The organism is Bradyrhizobium sp. S3.3.6, assembly GCF_040546905.1.
GTDB classification, from domain to species: Bacteria; Pseudomonadota; Alphaproteobacteria; order Rhizobiales; family Xanthobacteraceae; genus Bradyrhizobium; species Bradyrhizobium cytisi.
Genome location: NZ_JBEPOT010000013.1, coordinates 26,519 through 52,553 on the forward strand (window position 1 = coordinate 26,519; position 26,035 = coordinate 52,553).

Below are 26,035 nucleotides of genomic sequence, written 5' to 3' on the forward strand. Positions count from 1 at the left end.
GGTATTCTTACGCCTCGACGGCAGGCGCAAAGGCGAGCCTGCGCAACACCTGCACCAGCACGGACGCGCCGGCGGCAACGTGATCAGGTTCGGCCCATTCGTGCTCGACATGGCTCGCGCCGTCGCGGCACGGGATGAAGATCATGGCAGCGGGACAGATTTTGGCGAGATGACGGGCATCGTGACCTGCCGCGGAAAGGATCGTCATGGTGGAATGTCCCTGCTCACGCGCCGCCTGTGCGATGCTCGCCCGCAGGCGCTCATCGAAGGCGTTCGACGGCGCATCGACGAGCGGCGCCACCGCGACCGCGCACGGCGAGGCGTTCTCCTCGCAAAGAGCTTTGATACGCGCACCGGCCGCATCGAGCACGGCATTGTCAGGGTGACGCAGATCGATACTGAAGCTGACGCGCGACGGCACTACGGACGGCGCATTCGGCGAGACTGTAACCCGGCCGATGGTGAATTTGATGTCTGCGTCAATGGTGCCGATCTCGGTATGGAGCGCCGTCGCCATCCGGGCAAAGGCCGCGAGCGCATCCCGCCGCTCCAACTGCGCCAGCGTGCCGGCATGGCCCTCGGCACCCACGACCACCACCTGAAAGGTCTTCTTGCCCTGGATGCCGGTGACGACACCGATGGTGCAGGCGGCCGCTTCCAGCAATGGTCCCTGCTCAATGTGCAATTCGAGATAGGCTCCGACCGCAAAGCCGAGTGGTCGATGCGGCATATCGGGAAAAGCCTGATGGAGGCGATCGAGCGCCTCGCCGACGCTGATGCCGTCTGCATCGCGCGCGGCGCGGATCGCGTCCATGTCGCGCTCGCCCGTAAAGGCCTCCGAACCCATCATGCCCGGAGCGAAGCGCGAGCCCTCCTCGTTCATCCAGGCGACGACGATGATGTCGCGCGCAGGCTTGTCGCCTCGCTCGGCGAGCGAGACCACCGCCTCCAACGCTGCCATCACGCCGGCCGCACCGTCGAACTTGCCGCCGGTCGGCTGGCTATCGAGATGGCTACCAAGGAGAAACGGCGGCGCGGCGCGGTCGCGGCCGGCCAGCGTCAGGAACAGGTTTCCCGCATCATCCGTCGACGGTGTCAATCCTGCCTCAAGCGCCCAGCCGATGACCCGTCGCCACGCCGCGATCTCGCCATCGCTCAGCGCCTGGCGGTTGACCCCGCCGGCCGGCGTCGCGCCGATCTCGGCGAGCGACATCAAGCGGATCCAGAGCCGATCGGCGTTGATCAGAGGCTGGCTCGTCATCGATCTACTTCGTACGCATAATCTGGCCCGGCAGCGCGCGGGGATCGCGTGGCAGCCAGTGTCCGACCTCGACCTGGGCAATGAACTCGGCGAGCAGTGCGTTGAACGCCGCCGGTTCTTCGAGATTGAGCGTGTGGCCGGTCTTGGGGAAGACCGAGAGGCCGCAGGCCGGAATGGTCTTCTTCAGGAAGAAGCCGGGCTGGAGGCAGTGATCGTCCTCGTCACCGACGACGACCAGCGTCGGCACCATCATCTTTTTCAGGTCGTCTTCGAGGTCATAGAAGGACGGCCGCCGCGCCTGGACGCCGCGCATGGTGTTGGCGGCACCACGATCGGAATGGGTGGCAAGACGATCGGCGAATTCCTGCCAGCCGCGCGGATCCTTGTTCTGGAACTGAACGCGGCTCGCGCCGAGCGCATAGATCTTCGAAAACTCCTTCGCGCCCTGCTTTTCGAAATTGTCGGCAACTTCGCGCGAGACGCCACGAAAATAATCCTCGAACTCCTTCTCGCAGCCATAGCCGGCGCCGGCGACGGTGAGCGACAAAGCGCGCGCCGGCGTGCGCAGGCCGAAATGCACCGTGCAGAAGCCGCCCATGGAGAGGCCGACGATGTGCGCTTTCTCGATCTCGAGCGCGTCGAGCACGGCGACCGCATCGTCCGCAGCGATCGCCTGCGAATAGGCCTCCACGCTGTCGGGCACGCCCGACGGCGGATAGCCGCGCGCGGCGTAGCTGATGCAGCGGTAGCGGCGGCTGAAATAGCGAAGCTGCGGCTCCCAGCTTTTGTGATTGCCGCCGAACTCGTGAATGAAGAGGATCGGCGTGCCCTCGCCCGCTTCTTCCACATGAAGCTTCACACCGTCCTTCGTTGTGATCATCGTCATCGGCATCGTCCCTAGAATTGCGGCGGCAGGTCGTTCAGCGTGCGTGCCTGCGCGACCATCTCCGGCAATAGCGTGCAGAGCTTTTCGACCCAGGCCTGCGGCACCGAGGTGCTGATCTTCACAAAACGGTCGCCGAAGCGCTGGGTGTGATAAGTGCCCTGGCGGATCATGATGCCCTGGCGGCGATAGCACTCGACCAGCGCCTCGGGGCGGATGCCTGCCGCGATGGTTTCGAGCACCAGGAAGTTTCCGTGCGAGGGCATGATCGGCAGCGCGAGTCCCTCGATACCGGCCGCCGCCTCCTGGATCATCGCCTTGTTGGCGCGGTCGGTGCTGCGGACCTTCTTCATCCATTCGGCCTTGACCGACAAGCCCGCCTGCGCGGCGCGCTGGGCGATGACGCTTGCGCCGAGCACGCTGGTGGAGGTGTGCGCCAACTCCTCGAACAGGTCGGGCGCTGCGACAAGCGCACCGATGCGCAGGCCGGCGAGCCCGAGCCATTTCGAAAAGCTGGTCGAGACCACCGAGCCTTTCGGCGCCACATGAAGTGCCGGCGTGTGGCCGTCGGCGAAATCGCGGTAGGTGCAGTCGTGCACCAGCAGCGCGCCGCAGTCGCGCGCGATCGCCGCAAAACTCTCGATCTCCTCGCGCGTGTAGCGGATGCCGAGCGGATTGTTGGGATCGACCAGATAAATGATCGCGGTGCGCTCATCGACATGGGCCTTCAGCGCCTCAGCCGTCAGGCGATAGTTGCAGGCCGGATCGTAGATCGGAATCTCGATCACCTCGGCGCCCTGCTGGCGCGCGAACAGGCACGGCCATTTCCAGGTCGGATCGGTCGTCACAAACGTCGTGCCCGGCTTGCAGCGGGCGCGGCAGATCATGGCCAGCGCGTTGACGCCACCCTCAGTCACCAGCGCTTCGGCACCGGGCGTCCCGAGATCAGCGACGATCGCGGCGCGCAGCGCCTCGAAGCCAAGCGGCGGGGCGTAGGCATTGAACTCGCCAGCCTCGATCGAGCGCAGCATCGCTTCGCGCACGGCGGGATGGCTCTCGATATGGTTGGTGTTCTGGCCGAGCCAACAGAGTTCCGGCGTCGCCGAGAGCTCGTCGAAATAGCGATTGCGGACCAGCGCCGCGGATTGAGGTCCCGACATCGACGCCTCAGATCACCGAGCCGCGCGCGGCAATGCCGCCGTCGATCGTCACCACGGTGCCGGTGACGTAGCCCGACCGAGGCGAGGAAAGGAAGGCGACGAGATCGGCCACTTCTTCCGACGTCGCTGGGCGCTTGCCCGGATATTTGTCGAACAGCTCCTCCCAGCGGCTTTCGTCGCCGAGCATGTCGATCGCCTTGCGCTTCATGATCTTGAGCATGCGGTCGGTGGCCACCGGCCCCGGATTGACCGCGACGACGCGCACGCCGTGATCGAGACTGCGGCCGCCGAGCGCCTTGGTGAAGGACATCAGCGCCGCATTGCCGGTCGAGCCCGCGATGTAGCTCGCGTCCCAGTTCTCACCCGAATTGCCGATGATGTTGATGATGACGCCGTCCTTGCCCTTCATGCGCGGATAATAAAGACGCGACAGCGTGATGTAGCCGAACACCTTGAGATCGAAGCCGCGCCGCCATGCGGCATCGTCGAGGATCTCCAGCGAGCCGGCCGGGATGTCGCCGGCGTTGTTGATGAGAATGTCGATGTCGCCGACTTCGGCCGCGAGCTTCTCCATCGCAGCCGTGCTCGACAGGTCGAGTGCGTGGATGGTGATCTTCACGCCATGGCGGGCTTCGAGCTGCTTCTTGGCCTCGAGCATCGCCTCACCGTTGCGGGCAGCGAGATGCAAATGACAGCCCTCCGCGGCGAAGAGCTCGGCCACCGCAAGTCCAATTCCTTTCGACGCCCCGGTGATCAGGGCGGTCTTGTTCGTCAGCTTCAGGTCCACTCCGGGTCTCCAGGATGCAATCCAGATATACAAAGTCTAGCAATTTGCATACCAACCGATCCCCGGGTCATTCGAAGCCGGCGAGAAAGTCCAGAAGGTTGTCGCCGAGCAGGTTGACGTGGTCCCGCATGGCGCTGTGCGCGCGCTCCGGATCGTGAGCCAGGATCGCCTGCATGATCGCCTCATGCTCGCGGATCGTATCGGCGATCCGGTTCGGCATGCGCGTCACCCGGCGGCGATAGGCCGCCACCTGATTGCGCAGCTTGCGGGTTTGATCCGCGAGGAAGGCATTGCGCGAGGCCTCGTAGATCGCTTCGTGGAATTCCTGGTTGATGTCGTAGAAGACGTCGATGTCGCCGGTTTCGCCCGCCGCCACAAGCCGCTGGTGAATCTCGTCAATTTCCGCCCCCCAGGCTTGCGAGACACGCCGGGCGGCAAGCCGTGCGCAGAGCCCCTCCAGCTCCGCCATGACCTGAAACATCTCGATCAGCGCCTGCGCCTTGATGCTCCGGACCGTCGCGCCCTGCCGGCCGCGCAGCTCGACCAAATTGTTGGCGGCCATCAGGCGGAACGCCTCTCGCACCGGCGTGCGCGAGACGCCGAAACGCTGGGCGATTTCCTGTTCGTCGAGCCGGCTGCCGGGGTCGAGATGGCCCGCCGCGATCGCCCCTTCGAGCTTCTGGCGCAGGCTCTCGGCGAGCGTCATGCCGGGGCTCGCAGCGAGGGTTTCGTGCCCATTTTTGACGCGCTTGCCTCCACTCTGTGCACTAATATCTGCCATCATGTTTCTCCGATACCAATGTAAGTATACATATTGGCACTCACATCCCAGTGAAATGCCCTATTCTCTCTCGGAGATGCGCACCTCTCCGACCTTCTCGCCGTCGATCTCGCAAGTCTTATGCCTGATTTGCGGGGAAATCGCACTGGCACACGAGTTGCTAAGAGATTTCGACGCGGCCCGCTTTCGTATGCGAATGGCCGCCGCCATTATACAAGGACATGCCGGTGCAGGCCGCCCGCCTCCCCAATCCCGGACCGACCATCGAAGTCCCGCAGGCTCACCCAAAACCTGAGCCGCTGCTCGAGCTGCGCGCGATCAACAAGGCCTTTGGCTCCGTCGTGGCGCTGTCCGGACTTCATGCGAGCGTCGCGCCCGGCGAGTTCGTCACCGTCGTCGGCCCCAGCGGCTGCGGCAAGAGCACCCTCTTCAACATCGTCGCCGGCCTTGAGGAGCCGGACGCCGGCGGCATCCTGCGCTTCGAGGGCAAGAGCTGCCATGCCGCCGACCTGCTCGGCCGCGTCTCCTTCATGCCGCAGCGCGACCTCTTGTTTCCCTGGCGTAACGTGGTGGACAACGCCATCCTAGCGCTCGAGGTCGAGGGCATGCCGCGCGACCAGGCGCGTGCCAAGGCGCTCAAGATGCTGCCCGAGTTCGGGCTGGCGGGATTCGAGAAGCAATATCCCAATCAATTGTCCGGCGGCATGCGCCAGCGCGTCGCCCTGATGCGCACCTTCCTGTTCGAGCGCGACCTGATGCTGCTGGACGAGCCGTTCGGCGCGCTCGACGCGCTGACGCGGGCGATGATGCAGCGCTGGCTGCTCGATGTCTGGCAGAAGTACCGCCGCACCATTCTCTTCATCACCCACGACGTCGACGAGGCGATCTTCCTCGGCGACCGCGTGTTGGTCATGACCGCACGTCCCGGCTCGGTGAAGCTCGAACAGGTCGTCGATCTTCCCCGCCCGCGCAAGCCCGAGATCGTCACCTCCCCTGAATTCGTGCGCCTCAAGCGCGTGCTGCTCGATGCGATCGAGGAGGAAAGCATGAAATCGTTCCAATCCTCCATCGCGCAGGAGAACTCGCAATGAACGCGATGTCAGCGAGAGAACAGCGGGCGATCAATCCGGCGGAGTGGGACGCCCGCGTCAAGCTCGCCGCCTGCTATCGCATGGTCGCCAAGCTCGGCATGGACGACTTGATCTATAATCACATCTCGATGCGCGTTCCCGGCCATGACGATCAGTTCCTGATCAATCCCTATGGGCTTCTGTTCGACGAGATCACAGCCTCGAGCCTGGTGAAGATCGACACCAAGGGCAACAAGCTCGACGACACGCCGCAGGCCGTCAACGTCGCCGCCTTCGTCATCCATGCCGCGATCCACACCTCGAACCATGATGCGGCCTGCGTGCTGCACACCCATTCCGACGCGAGCGTTGCAGTCTCAGGACAGGAGAAGGGCCTGCTGCCGCTCAGCCAGTTCGCGATGCGCTTCCACGATCGCCAGGCTTTTCACGATTACGAGGGCGTCGCCATCGACCTGGACGAGCAAGTTCGCCTGGTACGCGATCTCGGCCAGCACAAGGTGATGCTGATGCGTAATCACGGCATCCTCACTGTCGGCCGGACGCCAGGCGAAGCCTTCATGCTGCTCTATTATTTCGAGCGCGCCGCGCGGATCCAGCTCCAGATGCAGGCCGCGGCCGCAGCCGGCGCCAAGCTCGTGATGCCACCGCACGAGGTCTGCGAGAAGGCCGCCCGCCAATTCTGGGAATTGCAGGGCGACATTCTCGTGCCCGGCGAACGCGAATGGCCGGCACTGATGCGTCAGCTCGACCGTACCGATCCATCCTATCGCAATTGATTTTCATCGCCTGGAGTATGACCATGTTGAGCCGACGCTACGCCTTCTCTGTCCTCTCCGCACTCGCACTGGCGACCGGCTCACTTGTCCCGGCTGCGCCCGCCGCCGAGTTGCAGAAGGCAAGCCTGCGCCTGAAATGGTTGCCGCAGGCGCAGTTCGCCGGCTTCTACGTCGCGGTGGCCAAGGGCTACTACAAGGCCGAGGGCATCGACCTCACCATCAATCCCGGCGGACCCAATCTGCTGACCGAAAATCTGGTCGCGACCGGCGCCGATACGTTCGGCTTGTCCGGCGGCACCGACAGCGTGTTCGCGGCGCGCGACAAGGGGCTGCCGATCGTCTGCATCGGCGTGTCGCACCAGATCACGCCGTTCATCTTCGTCACCCGCAAGGACGGTCCGGTGAAGACGCTCCAGGACTTCAAGGGCAAGACCGTCACCACCTGGTTCACCGGCGCCAACCATGTGCTGAACGGCATGCTGGCCAAGGAAGGCATCAAGCCGGATGAGCTGAAGATCCAGCCGCAGCAGGTTTCGGTGACGCCCTTCGTCGACGGCAACGTCGACGTGATCACGGCGACCTACTACAATGAGTTCTACACCATCCAGTCGCGCATGCCGAAGGACAGCCTGAAGACCTTCGTCGCCGAGGATTACGGCATCACCTTCCCGCGCGACACGCTGATCGTGGCCGAGGCGACCGCCAAGGAGAAGCCGGAGCTGGTCAAGGCGTTTCTGCGGGCGTCGCTGAAGGGCTGGAAGGACGCGTTCTCAGATACCAAGGGCGCCGTCGACACCGTGATGGCCGCAGCCCCGACGCTCGACCGCGCACAGCAGGAGTTCATGCTGACCGAGGTGAAGCGCCTGATGACAGCGGGCGCAGCGGCGAAGAACGGCATATTCTGGATCGACGCCGACGCGGTCAAGACCGCCCACGACTTCTTCCTGAAGTACGGCGTGATCTCCAAGCCGCTCGATCTTGCCGCCGCCTATGACGCCAGCTTCATCCAGAGCATCCCAGCGGCGGACCGGCTGCCGTGAGCAGCCCTGCGGCGACATCGCTCAGTGACGGCCGCGCTGCCGTGCGATCGATCACGATGCCGGATTCGTTGCGCAAGCTGATCCGACTCCTGCTTGGCCTCGCTATCGCGGCGGTGATCTGGGAAGGCGCGGTGCTGCTGTTCGGCATTCGGCCCTATTATTTGCCGCGCCTCAGCGCGATCCTGATGGCGATGGCGGCGACGCCCCGCGCCTATGTCGACGCCTTCCTGCGCACCCTCGCCGAGACGCTGATCGGCTTCGCCTCCGGCGGCGCGTTCGGCGTGCTGATGGGCGTCGTATTCTTCCGCGTCCGCGCACTACGCGAGATGGTGTTTCCGATCTTCGTGGTGTCGCAGACCATTCCGGTCATCGCCTTCGGCGCGCTGGTCGTGCTGTGGTTCGGCAACACGCTGCTCGCCAAGGCCATCATCGCGTTCTACCTGACCTTCTTTCCGGTGACAGTGAACACCCTGCTCGGCCTCGAAACCGTCGACCTCAGGCAGGTCGACCTGATGCGCAGCTTCGGCGCCTCCAACGGCCAGCTCCTGCTCCGCTTGCAGCTTCCGACCGCGCTGCCGCAGATCTTCGTCGCGCTGCGGCTCGCCGCGTCGCTGAGCCTCGTCGGCGCCATCGTCGGTGAATGGTTCGGCGACACCACAGGGCTCGGCGTGTTGCTGCTCCAGGCCATGTTCACCGAGAACGTCGTGGCGATCTGGGGCGCTCTGCTGGCTTCGGCGCTGCTCGGCACCGGCTTCTATGCGGTGGTCGCCGCAGTCGAGCGACGCCTCGTGTTCTGGAACGCCGAGCAATGAGCCGCGCAATCGCCTCTCCCTCGCTCGCCGTCCAGCGCGGCATTTTGGGCGCCGTCCTCCTGATCGCATGCTGGGAAGGCACAGCGCGTGGACTGCACCTGCCGGCTTATGTTCTTCCCGCGGTCAGCGACATCCTCGTCGGACTATGGTCGAAACGTGCAACGCTCATCGACGCTGCCGGCTACACCCTGTTCGAAGCGCTGGTGGGCTACGGACTCGGCTGCCTGATCGGCATTGGCCTCGCCGTCGCCATCGCGTTGGTGCCGGCGCTTCGCGCCGCGATCCTGCCGCTCGCAACCGCGATCAATTCGGTGCCCGTGGTCGGCTATTCGCCATTGATCCTGCTCTGGTTCGGGATCGGCGTCAGCTCGAAGATCGTCATGGTGGCAATGGCGGTGAGCTTCACCATCCTGCTGTCGATGCTGTCCGGGCTCGACCGTGTCGACCGCCGCGCCGTCGACCTCATGAAGAGTTTTGGCGCAAGCCGTTTTGGCGTGCTGTGGCGCCTGCGCTTGCCGACCGCGCTACCGCTGCTGCTCGCCGGCATGCGCGTCTCGACGGTACGCAGCGTGATCGTGGCGATCGTCACCGAGATGCTCGGCGCCCAGGGGGGGCTCGGCTGGGTGATCTACCAGGCCGTGCTCCAGATCGATTTCGTCCAGGTCTGGTCGGCGATCTTCGTCGCCTCCGCCGCGAGCCTCGCCTTCTTCGGCCTGATCGGCTTCCTCGAGCGAAAAATCCTGTTCTGGACATGACGCCATGAAACGACAAATGCATCTCGGCCTGTTCATCCTGGGCACCGGCAGCCATGTCGCGGGATGGCGCTATCCCGGCGCGGTCGACAGCTTTCAGGATTTTGCGGCGATCCAGGAGATCGGCCGCACCGCCGAGCGCGGCAAGTTCGACCTGATCTTCATGGGCGACAATCTCTATGCCGATGCCGTTGCCCATCCCTCCTACACGCTGCGGCTCGAACCGCTGACCATGCTGGCCGCGCTTTCAACCTCGACCAGCCATATCGGTCTCGGCGCCACCGTCTCCACCACCTACAGCGATCCGTTCTCGGTCGCGCGCGTCTTTGCCTCGCTCGACCATATTTCCAAGGGACGCGCGGCTTGGAATGCGGTGACGACGGCCAACCCGGCCACGGCTGCAAATTTCGGTACCGCTCACCCCGACCACGCCCGCCGCTACGAGATGGCAGGCGAATTCCTCGACGTGGTCAAAGGCCTGTGGGACGGCTGGGCGGATGATGCCATCGTCGCCGACCGCGCCAGCGGCGTCTACATCGATCCGGCGAAGCTGCGCGCGATCGACCATAACGGCGCGTTCTTCAAGGTGAAGGGCCCGCTCAACATCGGCCGCAGCCCGCAAGGCCGCCCCGTCGTGCTGCAAGCCGGCGGCTCTGAGGCCGGGCAAGCGCTCGCCGCGCGCACCGCCGACATCGTGTTCTCCGTGGTGCAGGACATCGACGAAGCCAAAGCCGGCTACACTTCGCTGAAGACGCGGCTGCCGGCGTTCGGCCGCAAGGCCGAGGATGTCACGGTGCTGCCCGGCGTGATGCCCGTCGTCGGCCGCACCGACAAGGAGGCGTTCGAGAAGCTCAACGTGCTCCAGAGCTTTGTCAGCGGCAGCAACGCGCTTGCCATCCTGTCCGACCGCTTCGGGCGCGACATGTCGGCCTACGATCTCGATGGGCCGATCCCGGACATTGCGCCGTCCGACAGCTATCACAGTTTTGCCAGCGTCATGCTGGCCAAGGGCCGCCGTGAGAACATGACGCTGCGCGACCTCTACAACCTCACAGCTGCCGCCCGCGGCCATTGGGTGCTGTGCGGCTCGGCCGAGCGCATCGCCGACACGCTCCAGTTCTGGTTCGAAGAGCATGCCGCCGACGGCTTTAACGTCATGCCGCCCTATTTCCACGAAGGTTTCGAGGATTTCGTCCAGCTCGTCGTACCGATCTTGCAGGAGCGCGGGCTGTTCCGCACGTACTATGAGGGAACCACGCTGCGCGATCACCTCGGCCTATCGCGGCCGGCCAATCCGTTCTTCCAGGCCTAGTCTAGCCCGCACTGGCGATCCGCAAGGTGCGCTCAAGCGCCTGCCGACCTCGCGGGCGAAACCCATCTCGTGAGCGACGCACAGCATGGTCATGCCCTCTTCCGGGGGCCTCTTCGCTCGCAAGAGTCCCCAAAAGCGAAAGCATCTCTTCGCCATTCCTCATCGAACACTGCGGCCCGCGCACTTCCCGTGCCGACATAGATGCCGAGGAAATTCTTTTCCGGCATGCTCCGTGATTTCCTTACCGTGTTTGACGATGACGCGTCTTACAAGTCGTCTTACAAGTCGTTGCTCTGGGGCAGGATGACGAGATCGCGGATGGTGACGTTCCTCGGCCGCGTCAGCATGAACAGCACGGCCTCGGCCACTTCCGCCGGCTGCATCAAGCCTCCGGCGGCCAATTCGTCATCGAGCTTGTCCTTGGGCCAGTCCTTGATCAGGGCCGTGACCACGGGACCCGGAGCCACGGCGCCGACGCGCAGCCCATGCTTGGCGACCTGCCGCCTGACCGTATGCACGAACGCCTGAACGGCATGCTTGGAAGCGGTGTAGATCGGCTCCCATACCACCGGCACCAGACCCGCAATCGAGCTCGTCACGATAATGTCGCCCGTCCCGCGCGCAACCATGTGTGGCAGGACGGCGTGTACCGAGCGGAAGGCAGCGTTGACGTTGAGGTTCAGTACGCGGTCCCAGATATCGGGATCGCCGTCGAGGATATCGCCGCCGACGTAGGTTCCCGCATTCGCATGGAAGATGTCGAGTTGGCCCGCGAGGTCCAGTATCCGCGGCATCATACGGCTGACGCTTTCAGGCATGGTGAGGTCGATCGTCAACGGGATCGCTTCCTGACCGAGGATTGCGCAAGCCGACTTCAAGGCATCCTCGTCACGGTCGACCAGCACGACGCGCGCGCCCTCGCGCAGCAAAATCCTGGAGCATTCCAGACCGATCCCCGAGGCCGCTCCCGTGATGGCGGCCACTTTTCCGGACAGCGTGAGAGTCATGGCATTCCTGTTGCTTGGGGTGATTTCAGGCCCGGCCATGGGACATGCGCGAGCGGCGGGCCAGCGAATCGACGATGACGGCAACGGCCAGCACGGCGCCAGTGATCATGTACCGGAGCGAAGATGATAGATCGAGCAGCGTCAAACCACTTGCAATCGATTGAATTACGATGATGCCAAGCAACGCGGAATAAGCGCTGCCGCGACCGCCGAACAGGCTGGTTCCACCGATCACGGCGGCAGCGATGGCGTTGAGATTGACATCGCCGGTGCCGGCCTGCTGGCTCGCGGACGCGAGGCGCGCCGCCGAAAGGATGCCGCCAGCGGCCGCGAAGGTCGCGCATAGCACGAAGGCCGTCATGTGGGTCCGACGCACGTTGATTCCGGCGCGGCGCGCCGCCTCCCGGTTGCCGCCGACGGCATTCATCGAGCGTCCCCACTTCGTTCGGGTCAACGCATAGTTCATCGCGACGACCAGGGCTACGAACAAACCGAACATCCAGGGCACGCCGCGATCCTGGTTGAGATAATAAACGACGAGCTCGAGGACGATCGTGATCACGATGCCGCGAAGCAACAGGCTGCCCAGCGATCTCGCCGACAGACCAGCCCGCTTGCGGCGGGCAGCCGTTCGAAAGGCCGTTGCGAAGATCACCGCGCCGGTCACCGCAGCCAGCGTGTAGGCGACAGCAGGCGACATCACCAGCGTCTGGCCAAAATTCACAAGCGGCGAGCCATACGGCAGATTGATCGAGCCCGTCGAGCCCAGAAGATAAAGCTGCAAGCCCAGAACCGCGAGCAGGCCGGCCAGTGTCGAGACGAAGCTTGGCATCCCAAAGCGGTTAAACAACACCGCGTAGAGTGCGCCAATGGCTCCGCCGACGACGAGGCCCGCGAAAATCGCGAGCCATGCGGGCCATTCCATGTTGACCCAGAGCACGCCGACCACGGCCGAAGCGAAACCGCTGACCGAACCGACCGACAGATCGATTTCACCGACCATCAGGATGCAGACAATCCCAAGCGCGATCACCCCCACAGTCGAACAGTCGAACAGCAGGTTGACGAGATTGTTGCTCGACAGGAACACGGGATTGAGGCTCTGGAACGCCGTGCAGATGATCACGAGCCCGATCACGACCGGAAGCGCACCGAGATCGCCGGAGCGGACCCGGTCCAGGAAGGCGCGCGTGGCGCCGGCAAGACCCGCATCATGGCGAATCCGCTCGTCCGCGCGATCGAGCGGCGCCGACGTTGCGCGACGTTCCTTGTCGCCGTTCACGGCCGCGGCTCCCCTGAATGTTCGCGTGAGCCCTGTCGCCGCTCCGCGCGGCGGGACACGGCATTGTTCGAGGCCCCCGTGATGGCGCTCACGAGCTCCTGGTTGGAAGCGTCGGGATGGAAGATGCCGTTGTTGCGTCCGAGCCGCAGCACCACGATCCGGTCCGCGACCGCGCGGACGTCTTCCATATTGTGGCTGATCATCACCACGGCGAGACCACGATCGCGGACGCGCTCGATCAAATCCAGCACCTCGGCGGTCTGCGCCACGCCAAGCGCAGCCGTTGGTTCGTCGAGCAGGATCAGCTTCGGCTCGAGCAGCAGCGAACGGGCGATCGCAACCGTCTGGCGCTGGCCGCCGGAAAGCGATGCCACCGGCTCGCGAACACTAGGGATGCGCGCCGACAGTTCGTTGAGCAGGGTCCAGGCCCGAATCTCCATCGCCACCTCGTCGAGACGCCATGGATCAAGCTCCCGTCCGAGGAAAATGTTAGCGACGACGTCGAGATTCTCGCACAGCGCCAGGTCTTGGAATACGGTCGCGATTCCGAGCCGCAGCGACGCGGCCGGATCGTCGAGGACTACGATTTCACCGCAGAAGGTGATCGTGCCCGAATCCGGCAGATGAACGCCGGCGAGGATCTTCACCAGGGTCGACTTGCCGGCGCCATTGTCGCCGACTAACGCGACGACCTCGCCGGCGTGCACATCCAGATCGATATTGGTCAAAGCGGAGACGGCGCCGAAGCTCTTCGAAATGCCGCGCAGGCTGAGCACTAAGCCGTTCCGCGAATTGGATTGGGATACCGGGTCGGTCATGCGGGCGTTCCGTGATCGTCCCGGCCATGCGGCGAACCGAACCGCATCGCCGGGCCAAATGATACCTTGCCGAAATTCTACTTCGTAATGCCGAGTTTCTTGCAGCCTTCGGTATAGCGGCCCGCGCAGAGCACTTCGGAAGTCTGGATCGGCTTGCCGTTGATCCGCTTGTCTACGATCTCTGCCTTGAGGTTGTCGGCTGTGACCAGCGTCGGCGTGAACAGCTGCGATGGCGTGTTGAACAGCGTCGTCTCAGATTTTGGCTTCTCCCCCGCCAGCAATTGGACGGCCACATTGGCCGCTGCGGCGGCGACGATCTCGCTTGGCTTGTTGATGGTGTTGTATTGGTCGCCGGCGATAATGAGTTGAAGGCCGGCGATCGTGGCGTCGTTGCCCGTGACCGGCGGCACCGGATTGACGCCGGCGGCCTTGAGCGCCGCAATCGCGGCGCCGCCGGTACCGTCGTTGGCAGCAACAACGCCCACGATCTTCTTTCCGAAACGGGTGATCTGGCCGCTCGCCCACTGCTGTGCCTTTGGCGGCGCCCAATCCGGCGTGTCGTACTCTGCGAGCGTCTTGTACCCGCTGCCGGCCAGACCGTCGTGGATGCCGTCCCTGATCAGCCCGGCCGCGGCATCGGTCGGTGAGCCGTTGATCTCCAGCACGCCGACATCGTCGGCCGGCACGTTGGTCGCCTTGAGATGGTCGACCAGCGATTTGGCGATCGCCTTGCCGATCGCCTTGTTGTCGAAGGACACGTAGAAGTCCGCTGGCGTGGAGGGGATCGGCCGGTCATAGGCAATGACCTTCACGCCCTGGCCCTGCGCCTGCTTCACCAGCGACGCTGCGGCGGTGGAATCGACGGGATCGATGACAATCACCTTGGCGCCTTGCGAAATAACAGAATTGAACTGCTGCTGCTGGCGCGACGCATTGGCGTCGGCATTCTGATAGAGCACCTTGCAGGTCGGGCACAGCTTGCTCATTTCAGCCACGAAACCGGGGTGATCGTGTTCTTCGTAACGGGTCGATGCCTGGTCCGGCATCAGAAAGGCGACGGTCGCTCCTGACACCTTGGCATTCTGACCGAAAGCGGAGCCTCCAGTCAGGACGCCCAAGGCTAGCGCCGCCACCCCAACCGCGTTCAATGATGATCGTGTCATATGGTCTTCTCCCTAGTGTAAGAGCAACCTTTCCGGTTGCCTTTTGAATGCGTAGGGTTGGCGCCGGCGATCCCGGACGATCCCGCTTCTTGTTGTCTATCGCTGAACACAACAGTCTTCGTTGGCGCAACCGGTGGAAGCCGGTCGGCCGTGATTTGTCGATGTTGCGTTCCCTCCCGCGCTTGCAGCTACGCGATTATGCCGTGGTGCTTTCTCATGCAGCTTTGGGCGCGTTGATGTTGTCGAACAGCAACCGCCGAAACTGTGATGGCGTCATTCCCTTTTCGGCGAGGAACTGTCGGTTGAAATTCGACATGTTGTTGTAGCCGACTTCATAGCAGATGCTTGCGATCGAAGCCTGCTCGTCGCTCATCAGAATTTGGCAGGCAAGATTGATGCGCAGCCGTTTGACATATTGCGTCAGCGACATGCCGGTGTGCTGGCGGAACGCACGCGAGAAGGCGCTTGTGGTCTGGCCCGCGATCTCGGCGAGATCCATCTCGCTGAACGGCTTGGTCAGATGCTTGCGGAGATAGGCGAGCGCCTTATTGATGCCCGCGGACATATAGCCGGACGGATCGGGCAGATAGCTAGCGCTGGCCAGCACGCGCGATCCCCGTGCCCGGCTCAACACGCCGGCGATCAGCATGAACAGCTCGATGCGGCGCATGCCATTGGCTTGCATCGTCTCTTCGAGCAGCGGCAACAGCCGCTGGCTGGTTTCGCTGCTGAACAGCACACCTCGCCGCGACGATTCCAGCACCGGCTGCAGCGCCGCGAGTTCCGGCAGGGCCTTGATGGCGCCATCGATGAACTCCTCGCTGAACTGGATAATGCGGCAACGCAGCGGAATGCTGGTCCCCGGCGGAATGTCGCTGACCCAATTGTGCGGCAGATTGGGCCCGGTCAGCACGAGGTTGCCGGGCGCGAAATCGCCGATGAAATCGCCGACGAAATAGCGGCCGGTGGTTGCCGCCACCATGTGCAGCTCATATTCCGGGTGAAAATGCCATCGTACGGTGCGGAAAGGATAACCGTGCGACCAGGCGGCGAACGACTCCCCCGGCCTTATCTGGACCAGTTCAAGATCCGGCTCCATGTCCTTCCTCCCGGTCGCGGGCAAGATATCCGCAACGACCTCGTTCCCAGCTGGCCGATTTTCTTGATACCGGCTCTTGCTTGACCGCCACGGTAGGTCACGAAATAGACGCGTACCACCACATTTGGCGGCCAATCGTGATACTTTTTTGACTTGACTGACACCCCCGGATGCAAAAAGCGAGTTCACGTCTTGGCCGGCCAACACGACTGGTTTCAAGTAGAACCTGGCAACATTTTTGTGCGTACCGTCGCGGAACCCGGCGCGAAATGCGTGGGCCTGCCTGCACCACAAACGGTCATTCCGTAACCGCCAATGCGGGCGGCGGAATCCGATCCGGAGCAGCCATCGTCAGCCGATCCGGAAATTCGCCGCGACAAAACCATGGGGCCGGAGTTGCCTCCCGCCCCATCCGTCGCATTGGACAGACTTACTTGCCGATACAGGTGGCGACGGTCGCGGGCGTGCAGACATCGAGACCGGTGTAAGTCGGATCCGCAGGCGCGGGCTTGCCCGATTTCATCGCTTCCAGCGCCAACATCGTCTTGTAACCCATTTCGAACGGCCGCTGGCCGACCTGGCCGAGTGACAGGCCCTCCTTCATCTGATCGATCTGCACCGGCAGTGTGTCCGCCACCACGAGGGCAAGTGCTTTCGAGGCAATCTTGTCCTTATACGGTGCCACCGCGGCGCGGTTTGCGTCGGGAATGAACTGCGGGAAACCACCGGTCGGGATGAAGGCATCGAGTTTCGGGTTCTTCGCCATAGTGTCGGTGAACTGCTGCACAGATACCGGGAAGTCGTCATTGGTATAAAGCGGACACCCCTGAATCTCGGTCCACCCGTTCTGGCCGGTCAAGCGGTCGCCAGGAGAAGCGGCCGATTTCTTGCCCGACAATGTGTCGCGAATTCCCTGCATCCGTTCATTGTGGTTAGCGGCAGCGGCGCCGCCCGACTGGATGCAGACGGTGCCGCCGTTCGGCTTGATCTGCATCGCGAGTTTGGCGAGGTTCACGCCGATCTCGTAATTGTGGGTGCCGATATAAGCAACGCGCAGGCTCTTGCTGTCAGGCAGCAGATCGGAGTCCCAGGTAAGAACGGGAATACCGGCCTGCTTGGCAGCTTGTAAGGCCACGGCGACGGCTGCGGCATTGGATGGCGATACGGCAATGCCATTCACCTTCTTGGCAATCAAATCCTGCAGGATTTGCACTTGCTCCTCGCCGCCGCCGTGCTCACCAGGGCCGATATACATGCATTCAAAGGCACCTTTTGATTCTGCTTCGGCCTTCTTGCAGCCGTCACGGGCCTGATCGAAGAACGGGTTGTTCATGTTCTTTGGCACCAAAGCGAAGACATCCTTCGCCTGGGCGCCGGACATCGCTATCGACATCGCGCCGAAAGCGAAAGCCGCGCTTAAAAGAAATCTTTTCATCTCGTTTCCTCCTCATTGACCTTCACTGATTGCCCGCAGTGAATTCGGTTTCTAACGATGCTTCTTCGGCAACAACCGCTCCAAAATTGCCGCAACGATCGCCTTGCCTCCGGTTTGCATGCCGAGAAGCACCGCTAGAATGATGAAGGCGCCGACAAATGCGCCCTGCCAATTGGAATCGATGCCCGCCATCAACAAGGCATTGCGAATGACCTCGAGAAAAGCCGAACCGATGAAAGCCCCGAAGGCAGTACCCGCCCCACCCATCAGGTTCGCCCCGCCGATCACGGTCGCCGCGATGACGCGCAGCTCGTAGCCCTGTCCCATGGCGTTGATGGCCGAGCCGTTGTAACCGAGCAGCAGAAGCGAGGCTAACGACGCGGTGAATGCGGAAAAAACATAGGCTTGAAATTTGATCCAATCGACGGGAACACCGGTGAGCCGGGCAGCCTGCTCGTTGCCACCTATTGCAAAGAGATGGCGGCCCCAGGCTTTGGAGTTGAACACGTAGCCGACGATGAGGGCGAGTCCGACCATGACCCAGAAATGCGAGGACAATTCGGGCATCCACTGCGGCGCCCAACCGGCCGGCGCGCGCAAGGGCCATTTCGCCTGACCGATGGCTCTAACGATGGGCGCGTCCGGTCCGAACTGATAGAGCATCTGGTTGGCCGAAAACACCACCGCAAGCGACCGCGCGATTGACAGCATGCCAAGTGTCACGACGAAGGAAGGCATACCGACATAGGCCACGAAAAAGCCGTTGACCGCGCCGCAAGCAATCCCGGCAATCATCCCCATCGCGAAGGCGAGATACCAGGGATAGTGCCAGGTCAGGAACAGGCCCGCGACAATCGCCACCAGGCCCATCACGGACCCTACAGAGAGGTCAATGCCGCCGGTGATGATGACCACGGTCATCCCCATCGCCATGATTCCAATCGGCGCGAAGTTGCGCGTGACGTTGGCGGCATTTTCGACGGTGCCGAAGCTCGGTTCATTGATGGCCATGATCACGACCAGCGCGATAAGCGCGATCGTCACCCAGAATGGCTGGCTCGCGAAGACACGCGCAGCGAAAGTCTGCTCCTTGTTCTCCGCAACATCTGAAATTGCGGCATGACCTGGGTCGGCCGCCTTGACGAGATCATGCTGCACGGATCGCTCCCGTAATCAGGCCGGTGATTTCCTCCGGCGAGGTCGATGTGGTTGCCTTGTCGGCCACTTTGGTACCGCGCCGCATGACAATGATGCGGTCGCTCACCGCGAACACGTCCGGCATACGATGGCTGATGAGAATAACCGCCACCCCCTGGTGCTTCAGACGGCGGATGAGCTCGAGCACCTCGGCGACCTGGCGCACCGAGATGGCGGCGGTCGGCTCGTCCATCAGGACAAGCTTCGCGTTGGAAAGCCGGGTGCGGGCGATGGCCACCGCCTGGCGCTGGCCGCCCGACATTTTCCTGACCAGATCGCGCGGCCGCGTTTCGGATTTCAGCTCGTCGAACAATTTCGCCGAGCGGTCGATCATCGCCTGCTTGTTGAGTACCCGAAAGGGCCAAAACCCCTTGTTTAGCTCGCGGCCCAGGAACACGTTCTGCGCGGCCGTGAGATTGTCCGCAAGCGCGAGATCCTGGTAGACGACCTCGATGCCCTTGGCGCGCGCCTGGATGGGCTTATGGAAATGGCAGACCTCGCCGTCGACAAGAACTTCGCCATCGGTTGGTGGAAAATTCCCGGCAATCAGCTTGACCAGAGTGGACTTGCCGGCACCATTGTCACCCATCAACCCCACGACCTCGCCGGGCTCGACCGACCAGCTGATGTCGTTGACCGCGTGAATAGCGCCAAAACTCTTCGATACGTTACGAACTTCAAGCAGAGCCACTGCAGCACCTCCCCTGTCATGCAGCTCTTCCGGCTGCTTCAAGTTCGACTATCTTATCATAGCCGGGGTTGCCCCTGGCATTCCAGCGGCAATGGTCGCCGCGTCTACTCGATCGCTTGCCACGTCCGCGATTTGGATGATCGAACCGCCGTATCGATGATCTTCTGAATTTCCCAGGCTTCGCGAAAATCCGGCCCGCGCCTCTCTCCACCAGCAATCGCTTCCAGGAATTCCGCAACCTCGATCGTCTTGAGATCGTTGAAGCCAAGTTGGTGACCCGGCGCGACGCAAAACAGCCCATAGGGATGATGCTGGGGCCCTGCCTCGATGCGCGTATAACCGCTGTGGCGTGGGTCGCCGTCGGTACGGTATTGCAGCAGCTCATTGAGGCGTTCTTGCGTATAGACAAGAGACCCCTTTGCGCCGGTCAATTCAAACCCGAGCTGCATTTTTCGTCCTGTCGCCACCCAGTTTGCTTCAATCGTTCCGCGGCATCCCCGCTCAAATCTCACGGCGAGGCGCGCAATATCATCGACTTCGACGGCGCGGCGTTCCGATGAACCGGCGCGAACGGGGCGGCTTTTGACGACGGTTTCCAAATCAGCGTCGACGTGGCTGATGGGGCCGAGAAGAAAACGGGCCATTCCGATAATATGGCTGCCGATATCGGCGATCGCACCCGCTCCACCGCTGGCATCCAGGCGCCAGTTGTAGGGAGCTTCCGGATCCGCCATGTAATCTTCGGCGTGAATGCCGCGAAAGCCGGTGATTTCTCCGAGTTCTCCGGCCGCAACCATGGAGCGGGCAAGTTTCAGGATCGGATTTTTGATGTAGTTATAACCAACTTGCGTCACGACGCCGGCTGCTTCAGCGGCCTCCATCATATCCTTTGCCGCATCGGCATTTGGCGCGATCGGCTTCTCGCAATGGACGTGCTTGCCCGCCGCTATGGCCGCGAGCGCCATTTCGCGGTGAACGGCATTTGGCGCCGTGATCGAGACGACCTCGATATCCTGGTCGTCTACGAGCGCCCGCCAATCGGTTCGCCAGCGGCGAAAACCGAATTGTTTGGCGGCCTGCTCTGCGGCTTCTCCATTGATATCTGCAACCGACTGCAGAACCGGACGCAGACTGTCCGGAAAAATGCCGGCAACGGCCCGATAGGCAAAGCTATGGGCCTTGCCCATGAAGCCGGTGCCAATGACGCCTACGCCAATATACCGCATGTCGTCCCGATCCCATTCTGATCAAACTTTGACGGCTCGGCCCGTCAGGGCGGACTCAAGAGCGCAGTCGGCCAAACGAAGCGCCTGGCGCCCGTCATGCGGGGTCGTAGGCAGTGGCGAACCGCTTTCGAGCGCATCGGCAAATTGATCGAATTCCGCCTTGTAGGCCTCGGCATATCGCTCCAGAAAGAAATTCAGGAGCGGGTCGCGCGCTTCTGTCCCGGCCTTACCCCAACGCCGGACCGTGGTCGGCCGCAGATTCTCGTTCAGCAGCATTCCAGTCGATCCAAAGATTTCCATCCGTTGATCATAGCCATAGACCGCTTCGCGGCAGCAGTTGATATGACATTGCCGACCCGAAGCCGTGCGCATCTGAACCATGAGCGTGTCGAAATCGTCGAACTCAGCCAATCCCGGATCGACAAGTCGGCTCGCCGTCGCCATGACCTCGATCGGCTCTTCGCCGAGCAGCCAGCGCGCCATGTCGAAATCGTGAATCACCATATCGCGAAAGATTCCGCCGGAGTGACGTACGTACTCGCGCGGCGGCGTTCCCGGGTCCCGGCTGCTGATGATGACCTGCCGCACATCGCCGATTTCACCGTCGTCGATCGATCTGCGGAGCTGTCGGGCGCTTGGATCGAAGCGGCGGTTGAATGCCACCATGACGCGGCCGTTGAGCCGCTCGACCTCAAGGACAGCAGCGTCCACTTTGGTGATGTCGAGGTCGATCGGCTTCTCGCAAAGTACGGCCTTTCCGTTCCGCACTGCATGCAGCATCAAGCTGACATGAGTATCCGTCGGCGTGCCGATGATGACGGCATCGACATCGCCTCGCTCGATCGCCGCGCCGGGATCAAGCGAGGCCTCGCAACCGAGGCGATCCGCCAACTCCTTAGCTGCAGTGCCGTATGGATCGGCAACTGTCACAAGCTTTGCCCTGGGATTTCCCGCCACGTTGGCCGCATGGATTTTCCCAATTCGCCCAGCGCCAAGAACCGCAACTCGCAACATGTAGGAAACTCCGGCCTATCCTGGGGTTGAGCGACTTCCTTCGCCAAACCCGCATTGATGCGCTGACGCAAAGGACACTGGTGTGACGCGGGTAACCTCGTCCTGCACAACGTTCCGCGGCTATTGAAGCTCAGGAGCCGACACGTTGGCGCAAGGTCGGGACGCGATGAATCTATCTGTCAGGCCTACCTCCCGTGATCGCAACCGCCTATGCGGGTCTACTGTTCTTACGGCGAGCAAATCCGCTCTTGCGACTTCAGCGACGTTTCCTCATTTCGAATTCTGTTGTCGGCGCATTCCATACGCCCTAAACAATTATCGTTGCTTAATTCTACTTTTGCAACAATAATTTCACGATCGACAAATGAACTTTTTTGACACTGATGAACCACGCGGATTCCGAGATACGCCAAAGAAATGATTTTCAGGCGGGTGATGGAAATCGCAGGCGAGGAATGAGAATGCCAACCAAGCGCAGCGGACCAGCAGCAACAATCCCGAAAAATTATGAGGGGATCGTCAATCTGATCACTCGCGAATACCCAAACTTATCGACCGGATTTCAGCAGATCGCGAGATTCCTGACGCAGAATCCGAATGTGGTGGCACTCGAATCGATCAATGCCGTCGCCGCCAAATGCCGGACTCATCCATCGAGCCTCGTCCGCTTCGCGCAGAGCCTCGGCTACTCCGGCTTCAAACAGCTGCAATCTGTTTTTCAAACCAGACTTGCCACTGCCGCCCCCGGATTTCGGGAGCGCATCAGCGCTCTCGAAAGTGAACTTTCACGAAATAAGGACCACGGCAGTCTCGGCTATTTGCGGGATCTGGTCGTGCGCGACATGGCGGCACTTCAAGATCTTCTCGAAGTCATATCGGAAAAAACCCTCGCCGACACCGCCAAGCTGCTCGTGCAGGCGGAAACGATTTACATTGCCGGACAACTCCGATCCGAACCTATTGCATCGTTGCTCAGGTATCTTCTGACGATGCTGCGCCGCCGTGTCGTCCTTCTCGATCCTGCCGGTGGCCTGGCGCAGGAAATGGCGACGACCATGACCGACCGCGACGTCCTGATCGCAATCGCATTTCGACATTATGCAAAAGAAGTCGTCGTCATATCCGAGGTGGCCGTAGCCAACGGAACTTACATCATAGCCATTACCGACAGCCAATTGTCGCCCCTCGCAAAAGACGCCCGGACACTCTTCACGATTCCGGAGGACGAATATCTGTTCTCCAGGTCGCTCGCGGCACCGATGTGCTTGGTCCAGTGTATTGCGATGGCAACTGCCGCCCTGCTTCAGCCAGGCCGGGACTCGACGCCACGAATTCCGACGGTGACCGAGATGGCGCGCAATCGAACTGTCGCGCAAACACGGCAGCAAAGGCATTCTTCCAGGCGATGATATTGAGCGCTCCGGCGTTTTAGCAATTTATCTTGCTAAAAGCACGAAATGACAATAAATATTCCCGAAACCGAATATGCACCATCGAAGGTGATCGAGAATTTCGGGAGGAACGCGCATGTCGACGGTTCGCTGCACCATGGCGCAGGCCCTGGTTCGCTATCTGTGCAATCAGTTTACGATCATTGATGGCAGAAAGGAGATGCTTTTTCCCGGCGTCTTTGCCATTTTTGGCCATGGCAATGTCACCTGTCTGTCGGAAGCCCTGGAAGCCGTAAAAGATACCCTGCCGACCTGGCGCGGTCAGAATGAGCAATCGATGGCGCTTGCCGCCATAGGCTTCGCCAAGGCCAAACGTCGCCGCCAGGTCATGGTCGCCACCTCCTCGATCGGTCCCGGCGCACTGAACATGGTAACTGCCGCCGGAGTTGCCCATTCCAACCGCCTGCCGGTCTTGCTGCTGTCCGGTGATACATTCGTAAATCGCCGCCCCGATCCGGTCATGCAACAGGTCGAGCACTTCGGTGACCCCTCGATCAACGTCAATGACGCCTTTCGTGCCGTGACGCGTTATTGGGATCGCATTACCCACCCGGAACAGATCATCTCGTCGCTGCCGCAGGCTGTCGCTGTCCTGCTCGATCCGGCGGATTGCGGCCCGGCTTTCATCGCGCTGCCGCAGGACGTGCAGGAAATGGCCTGGGACTACCCGGAAGCCTTTTTCAAGCCAACCGTCCATGCCATTGCACGTCCGCGCGCCGACAAGGATCGTCTGGCTCAGGCGCTCGAAATTCTCAAGAGCGCCAAACGACCGCTGATCATTTCAGGCGGAGGCGTGCGCTATTCCGGCGCCGAAGAAGTTCTTGGCGCTTTTGCAACGGAGCACGGCATTCCGGTTGCCGAAACCATCGCGGGCAAAGGTGCGTTCACGCACCATCACCCAGCTCATATCGGTCCGATCGGCATCGTTGGCTCGACCTCGGCCAATGCTCTCGCAGCTGAAGCCGATATCATTCTGGCTATCGGCACCCGCTTGATGGATTTTACCACCGGCTCATGGACTTGCTTCGCGCCGGACGCGAAATTCGTCTCGATCAACGCAGCGCGCTTCGACGCAACCAAGCATCAAGCCCTCGCGGTGATCGGCGACGCACGCGAGACCGTTGCTGAACTGGCAGCTTCCCTCAAAGGGTGGAAGTCCGACGTCACATGGACCAATCACGGCAAATCCGAGTTTGCGAAATGGAACGCTGCGCTCGATTCCTATCAGAGGCCCACGAACGAACCCATTCCAACCTATGCGCAGGTGGTTGGCATCGTCAGTTCGCATGCCGGCGAGCGCGACTATCTCATAGCTGCCGCCGGCGGCCTGCCCGGCGAAGTGATGAAGAACTGGCGCGTCAAAAGCCCCAATACTTTCGACTGCGAATTCGGTTTCTCCTGCATGGGCTATGAAATTGCGGCTGGATGGGGCGCGGCCATGGCCGACTCAACCCGCGTCCCGATCGTCATGGTGGGTGACGGGACCTATATGATGATGAACTCGGATATCTATTCAACCGTTCTTACCGGCCACAAGATCATCGTGATCGTTTGCGACAATGGCGGCTATGCCGTGATCAATCGCCTGCAGAACGACAAGGGCGGCGCAAGCTTCAACAACCTGATCAAGGATTGCCGCGTCAAGCAACCGTTCGCCGTGGACTTTGCCAGGCACGCCGAATCCATGGGAGCGCTCGCGCGAAAGGTCGAAAGCCTCGCCGAGCTCGGTGCTGCCATGGATTGGGCCTTGAGCACCGATCGTACCACGGTATTGACCATCGTCTCCGACGCTTTCACCTGGACGCCCGGCGATGCCTGGTGGGATGTCGGCGTGCCGCAAGTCAGCGCCCGCGAGGGCGTTCTCGAGGCCTCGAAAGGCCAACTGGACGGCCGCAAAAAACAGCGTGTCGGCGTTTAGCGCCGTTTGCGCAAGTGACAAGCGGTTTAACTCCCGGAGACTCCTATGAAGGCGAAATTGGGTATCGCTCCGATCGCGTGGTGGAATGACGACCTGGAGGAGCTGAGCGATGATGTTTCGCTCGAAGAATGTCTGCGTCAGGCGAGCGAGGCCGGCTTCACCGGCATGGAGACCGGCCGCCGTTTTCCGATGGACGCGAACGTGCTTGGCCCCGTCCTGAAAGCCCACAGAATGAAGGTATGCGGCGGCTGGTTCTCCGGTCTGTTGCTCGATGGCGATTTGGAACAGGAAAAGCAACGCGTCACCGAGCAAATGGCGTTGTTCAAGGCTGTCAACGCCCCCTGCATCGTTTACGGCGAATGCGCACGCACTGTTCAGGGCGATCGTTCGAGGCCTCTGGCAACGAAGCCCAAGCTTTCGGAGGACGAAATCAAGGTCTATGCCCACAAGATGACGAAGTTCGGCGAATGGTGCGCCGAGCAGGGCATGCCGCTATCCTATCACCACCATATGGCCGCTGTGATCGAGACCGAGCCGGAACTCGACATGTTCATGAGACATTCCGGCGAAGGCATCCCGCTGCTGTTTGATGCAGGCCACATGGCTTTTGCCGGCGGCGACGTCATGCGCGTCATCGACAAGCACCACAAGCGCATTACGCATGTTCACACCAAGGATGTGCGCATGGATGTGATCGACAAGCTTGACCGCACCAGAGAGAGTTTTCTCGACGCGGTCGTCAAGGGCGCCTTCACGGTGCCTGGCGACGGCTCGCTCGACTTCGCCTCGATCGTCGGACGACTGGCCTCCTACGGCTACGAGGGCTGGTTCGTCGTCGAGGCCGAGCAGGATCCGAAGATCAATCCACCGCTCGCAATGGCAAAAAAAGGACACGCGGAGCTGGTGCGCGTCATGGCCTTGGCTGGCTATGAGGTCGTTCGATGAATCGCCGGGATCGCAAGCTGCGCATGATCGCCGCGTGACCCGGGGACTCAGTGCGGCGATTGCCCGGGAGCACGACTGCGAACGGATCGAACGTGTCCGAAGGCGTTGGGCCGGGGAAGCCTGAAGGAGCAAGG

At 61.9% G+C, this 26,035-nt stretch carries 24 protein-coding genes; 9 read left to right on the forward strand and 15 right to left on the reverse strand.

The window, feature by feature from the left end; genetic code table 11:
• Positions 1-7: 7 nt before the first annotated feature.
• The 5 genes from ABID59_RS29760 to ABID59_RS29780 all read right to left on the reverse strand — a co-directional run bounded on the left by ABID59_RS29760 (position 8) and on the right by ABID59_RS29780 (position 4,797).
• Positions 8-1,261 carry a Zn-dependent hydrolase gene (locus ABID59_RS29760; protein WP_354085721.1) on the reverse strand — a complete coding sequence of 418 codons (1,254 nt, stop codon included), beginning with the start codon at positions 1,259-1,261 and terminating at the stop codon, positions 8-10.
• A 4-nt stretch (positions 1,262-1,265) separates the two neighbouring features.
• Positions 1,266-2,147 (reverse strand): alpha/beta fold hydrolase, encoded by an 882-nt coding sequence (locus ABID59_RS29765; protein ID WP_354085722.1) that lies wholly within the window; start codon positions 2,145-2,147, stop codon positions 1,266-1,268.
• 11 nt (positions 2,148-2,158) lie between these two features.
• Positions 2,159-3,304, reverse strand: coding sequence for a pyridoxal phosphate-dependent aminotransferase (locus ABID59_RS29770; RefSeq protein ID WP_354085723.1), 1,146 nt, complete (start codon positions 3,302-3,304; stop codon positions 2,159-2,161).
• A 7-nt stretch (positions 3,305-3,311) separates the two neighbouring features.
• On the reverse strand, positions 3,312-4,091 hold the full coding sequence (locus ABID59_RS29775) for an SDR family oxidoreductase (protein ID WP_354085724.1): 780 nt from the start codon (positions 4,089-4,091) through the stop codon (positions 3,312-3,314).
• A 67-nt stretch (positions 4,092-4,158) separates the two neighbouring features.
• Positions 4,159-4,797: a GntR family transcriptional regulator gene (locus ABID59_RS29780; protein ID WP_354085725.1), complete on the reverse strand. Its 639-nt coding sequence runs from the start codon at positions 4,795-4,797 to the stop codon at positions 4,159-4,161.
• A 302-nt stretch (positions 4,798-5,099) separates the two neighbouring features.
• Here ABID59_RS29780 and ABID59_RS29785 point away from each other — a divergent pair, with 302 nt between their 5' ends.
• The 6 genes from ABID59_RS29785 to ABID59_RS29810 are packed head-to-tail and all read left to right on the forward strand — an operon-like array spanning position 5,100 to position 10,655.
• A complete protein-coding gene (locus ABID59_RS29785; protein WP_502916839.1) occupies positions 5,100-5,963 on the forward strand; it encodes an ABC transporter ATP-binding protein in 864 nt (287 codons plus the stop codon).
• On the forward strand, positions 5,960-6,739 hold the full coding sequence (locus ABID59_RS29790; protein WP_354085727.1) for a class II aldolase/adducin family protein: 780 nt from the start codon (positions 5,960-5,962) through the stop codon (positions 6,737-6,739). The genes ABID59_RS29785 and ABID59_RS29790 overlap by 4 nt, the downstream gene beginning before the upstream one ends.
• A gap of 23 nt (positions 6,740-6,762) precedes the next feature.
• Positions 6,763-7,779 (forward strand): ABC transporter substrate-binding protein, encoded by a 1,017-nt coding sequence (locus tag ABID59_RS29795; protein ID WP_354085728.1) that lies wholly within the window; start codon positions 6,763-6,765, stop codon positions 7,777-7,779.
• The gene (locus tag ABID59_RS29800) at positions 7,776-8,591 is read left to right on the forward strand and encodes an ABC transporter permease (protein ID WP_354085729.1); all 816 of its coding nucleotides are present in this window, start codon (positions 7,776-7,778) and stop codon (positions 8,589-8,591) included. The genes ABID59_RS29795 and ABID59_RS29800 overlap by 4 nt, the downstream gene beginning before the upstream one ends.
• Complete coding sequence (locus ABID59_RS29805; RefSeq protein ID WP_354085730.1) at positions 8,588-9,346, forward strand: ABC transporter permease; 759 nt, start codon at positions 8,588-8,590, stop codon at positions 9,344-9,346. The genes ABID59_RS29800 and ABID59_RS29805 overlap by 4 nt, the downstream gene beginning before the upstream one ends.
• Positions 9,347-9,350: 4 nt before the next feature.
• Complete coding sequence (locus tag ABID59_RS29810) at positions 9,351-10,655, forward strand: LLM class flavin-dependent oxidoreductase (RefSeq protein ID WP_354085731.1); 1,305 nt, start codon at positions 9,351-9,353, stop codon at positions 10,653-10,655.
• Between the two features lie 278 nt (positions 10,656-10,933).
• On the opposite strand, the gene ABID59_RS29815 is transcribed toward ABID59_RS29810, so the two are convergent.
• From ABID59_RS29815 to iolG, 10 genes are all read right to left on the reverse strand, one after another.
• Positions 10,934-11,662, reverse strand: coding sequence for an SDR family oxidoreductase (locus ABID59_RS29815; RefSeq protein WP_148749156.1), 729 nt, complete (start codon positions 11,660-11,662; stop codon positions 10,934-10,936).
• Positions 11,663-11,687: 25 nt separating this feature from the next.
• On the reverse strand, positions 11,688-12,944 hold the full coding sequence (locus tag ABID59_RS29820; RefSeq protein ID WP_354085732.1) for a sugar ABC transporter permease: 1,257 nt from the start codon (positions 12,942-12,944) through the stop codon (positions 11,688-11,690).
• Positions 12,941-13,762 (reverse strand): ATP-binding cassette domain-containing protein, encoded by an 822-nt coding sequence (locus ABID59_RS29825; RefSeq protein ID WP_354085733.1) that lies wholly within the window; start codon positions 13,760-13,762, stop codon positions 12,941-12,943. The genes ABID59_RS29820 and ABID59_RS29825 overlap by 4 nt, the downstream gene beginning before the upstream one ends.
• A 77-nt stretch (positions 13,763-13,839) precedes the next feature.
• The gene (locus ABID59_RS29830; RefSeq protein WP_354085734.1) at positions 13,840-14,925 is read right to left on the reverse strand and encodes an ABC transporter substrate-binding protein; all 1,086 of its coding nucleotides are present in this window, start codon (positions 14,923-14,925) and stop codon (positions 13,840-13,842) included.
• Positions 14,926-15,139: 214 nt separating this feature from the next.
• Positions 15,140-16,024, reverse strand: coding sequence for an AraC family transcriptional regulator (locus ABID59_RS29835; protein ID WP_148749221.1), 885 nt, complete (start codon positions 16,022-16,024; stop codon positions 15,140-15,142).
• A gap of 430 nt (positions 16,025-16,454) precedes the next feature.
• A complete protein-coding gene (locus tag ABID59_RS29840; protein ID WP_354085735.1) occupies positions 16,455-17,459 on the reverse strand; it encodes a substrate-binding domain-containing protein in 1,005 nt (334 codons plus the stop codon).
• Positions 17,460-17,510: 51 nt separating this feature from the next.
• The gene (locus tag ABID59_RS29845) at positions 17,511-18,470 is read right to left on the reverse strand and encodes an ABC transporter permease (protein WP_347340217.1); all 960 of its coding nucleotides are present in this window, start codon (positions 18,468-18,470) and stop codon (positions 17,511-17,513) included.
• A 136-nt stretch (positions 18,471-18,606) separates the two neighbouring features.
• Positions 18,607-19,347 carry an ATP-binding cassette domain-containing protein gene (locus ABID59_RS29850; RefSeq protein ID WP_354032190.1) on the reverse strand — a complete coding sequence of 247 codons (741 nt, stop codon included), beginning with the start codon at positions 19,345-19,347 and terminating at the stop codon, positions 18,607-18,609.
• Between the two features lie 104 nt (positions 19,348-19,451).
• Positions 19,452-20,573, reverse strand: coding sequence for a Gfo/Idh/MocA family protein (locus tag ABID59_RS29855; RefSeq protein WP_354085736.1), 1,122 nt, complete (start codon positions 20,571-20,573; stop codon positions 19,452-19,454).
• A gap of 21 nt (positions 20,574-20,594) precedes the next feature.
• On the reverse strand, positions 20,595-21,587 hold the full coding sequence (gene iolG, locus ABID59_RS29860) for an inositol 2-dehydrogenase (protein ID WP_354085737.1): 993 nt from the start codon (positions 21,585-21,587) through the stop codon (positions 20,595-20,597).
• 461 nt (positions 21,588-22,048) lie between these two features.
• Here iolG and ABID59_RS29865 point away from each other — a divergent pair, with 461 nt between their 5' ends.
• The 3 genes from ABID59_RS29865 to iolE all read left to right on the forward strand — a co-directional run bounded on the left by ABID59_RS29865 (position 22,049) and on the right by iolE (position 25,901).
• The gene (locus ABID59_RS29865) at positions 22,049-22,996 is read left to right on the forward strand and encodes a MurR/RpiR family transcriptional regulator (protein ID WP_148749164.1); all 948 of its coding nucleotides are present in this window, start codon (positions 22,049-22,051) and stop codon (positions 22,994-22,996) included.
• A 118-nt stretch (positions 22,997-23,114) separates the two neighbouring features.
• A complete protein-coding gene (gene iolD, locus ABID59_RS29870; protein WP_354085738.1) occupies positions 23,115-24,956 on the forward strand; it encodes a 3D-(3,5/4)-trihydroxycyclohexane-1,2-dione acylhydrolase (decyclizing) in 1,842 nt (613 codons plus the stop codon).
• Between the two features lie 45 nt (positions 24,957-25,001).
• Positions 25,002-25,901 (forward strand): myo-inosose-2 dehydratase, encoded by a 900-nt coding sequence (gene iolE, locus ABID59_RS29875; protein ID WP_354032105.1) that lies wholly within the window; start codon positions 25,002-25,004, stop codon positions 25,899-25,901.
• The last annotated feature ends 134 nt before the right edge of the window (positions 25,902-26,035 follow it).

Coding starts and splice junctions, on each gene's coding strand:
- ABID59_RS29760 (WP_354085721.1), bottom strand. CDS start 1,261: ATGACGAGCCAGCCTCTGATCAACGCCGATCGGCTCTGGATCCGCTTG.
- ABID59_RS29765 (WP_354085722.1), bottom strand. CDS start 2,147: ATGACGATGATCACAACGAAGGACGGTGTGAAGCTTCATGTGGAAGAA.
- ABID59_RS29770 (WP_354085723.1), bottom strand. CDS start 3,304: ATGTCGGGACCTCAATCCGCGGCGCTGGTCCGCAATCGCTATTTCGAC.
- ABID59_RS29780 (WP_354085725.1), bottom strand. CDS start 4,797: ATGACGCTCGCCGAGAGCCTGCGCCAGAAGCTCGAAGGGGCGATCGCG.
- ABID59_RS29790 (WP_354085727.1), top strand. CDS start 5,960: ATGAACGCGATGTCAGCGAGAGAACAGCGGGCGATCAATCCGGCGGAG.
- ABID59_RS29795 (WP_354085728.1), top strand. CDS start 6,763: ATGTTGAGCCGACGCTACGCCTTCTCTGTCCTCTCCGCACTCGCACTG.
- ABID59_RS29805 (WP_354085730.1), top strand. CDS start 8,588: ATGAGCCGCGCAATCGCCTCTCCCTCGCTCGCCGTCCAGCGCGGCATT.
- ABID59_RS29810 (WP_354085731.1), top strand. CDS start 9,351: ATGAAACGACAAATGCATCTCGGCCTGTTCATCCTGGGCACCGGCAGC.
- ABID59_RS29815 (WP_148749156.1), bottom strand. CDS start 11,662: ATGACTCTCACGCTGTCCGGAAAAGTGGCCGCCATCACGGGAGCGGCC.
- ABID59_RS29825 (WP_354085733.1), bottom strand. CDS start 13,762: ATGACCGACCCGGTATCCCAATCCAATTCGCGGAACGGCTTAGTGCTC.
- ABID59_RS29830 (WP_354085734.1), bottom strand. CDS start 14,925: ATGACACGATCATCATTGAACGCGGTTGGGGTGGCGGCGCTAGCCTTG.
- ABID59_RS29835 (WP_148749221.1), bottom strand. CDS start 16,024: ATGGAGCCGGATCTTGAACTGGTCCAGATAAGGCCGGGGGAGTCGTTC.
- ABID59_RS29840 (WP_354085735.1), bottom strand. CDS start 17,459: ATGAAAAGATTTCTTTTAAGCGCGGCTTTCGCTTTCGGCGCGATGTCG.
- ABID59_RS29845 (WP_347340217.1), bottom strand. CDS start 18,470: ATGGCCATCAATGAACCGAGCTTCGGCACCGTCGAAAATGCCGCCAAC.
- ABID59_RS29855 (WP_354085736.1), bottom strand. CDS start 20,573: ATGCGGTATATTGGCGTAGGCGTCATTGGCACCGGCTTCATGGGCAAG.
- iolG (WP_354085737.1), bottom strand. CDS start 21,587: ATGTTGCGAGTTGCGGTTCTTGGCGCTGGGCGAATTGGGAAAATCCAT.
- ABID59_RS29865 (WP_148749164.1), top strand. CDS start 22,049: ATGCCAACCAAGCGCAGCGGACCAGCAGCAACAATCCCGAAAAATTAT.
- iolD (WP_354085738.1), top strand. CDS start 23,115: ATGTCGACGGTTCGCTGCACCATGGCGCAGGCCCTGGTTCGCTATCTG.
- iolE (WP_354032105.1), top strand. CDS start 25,002: ATGAAGGCGAAATTGGGTATCGCTCCGATCGCGTGGTGGAATGACGAC.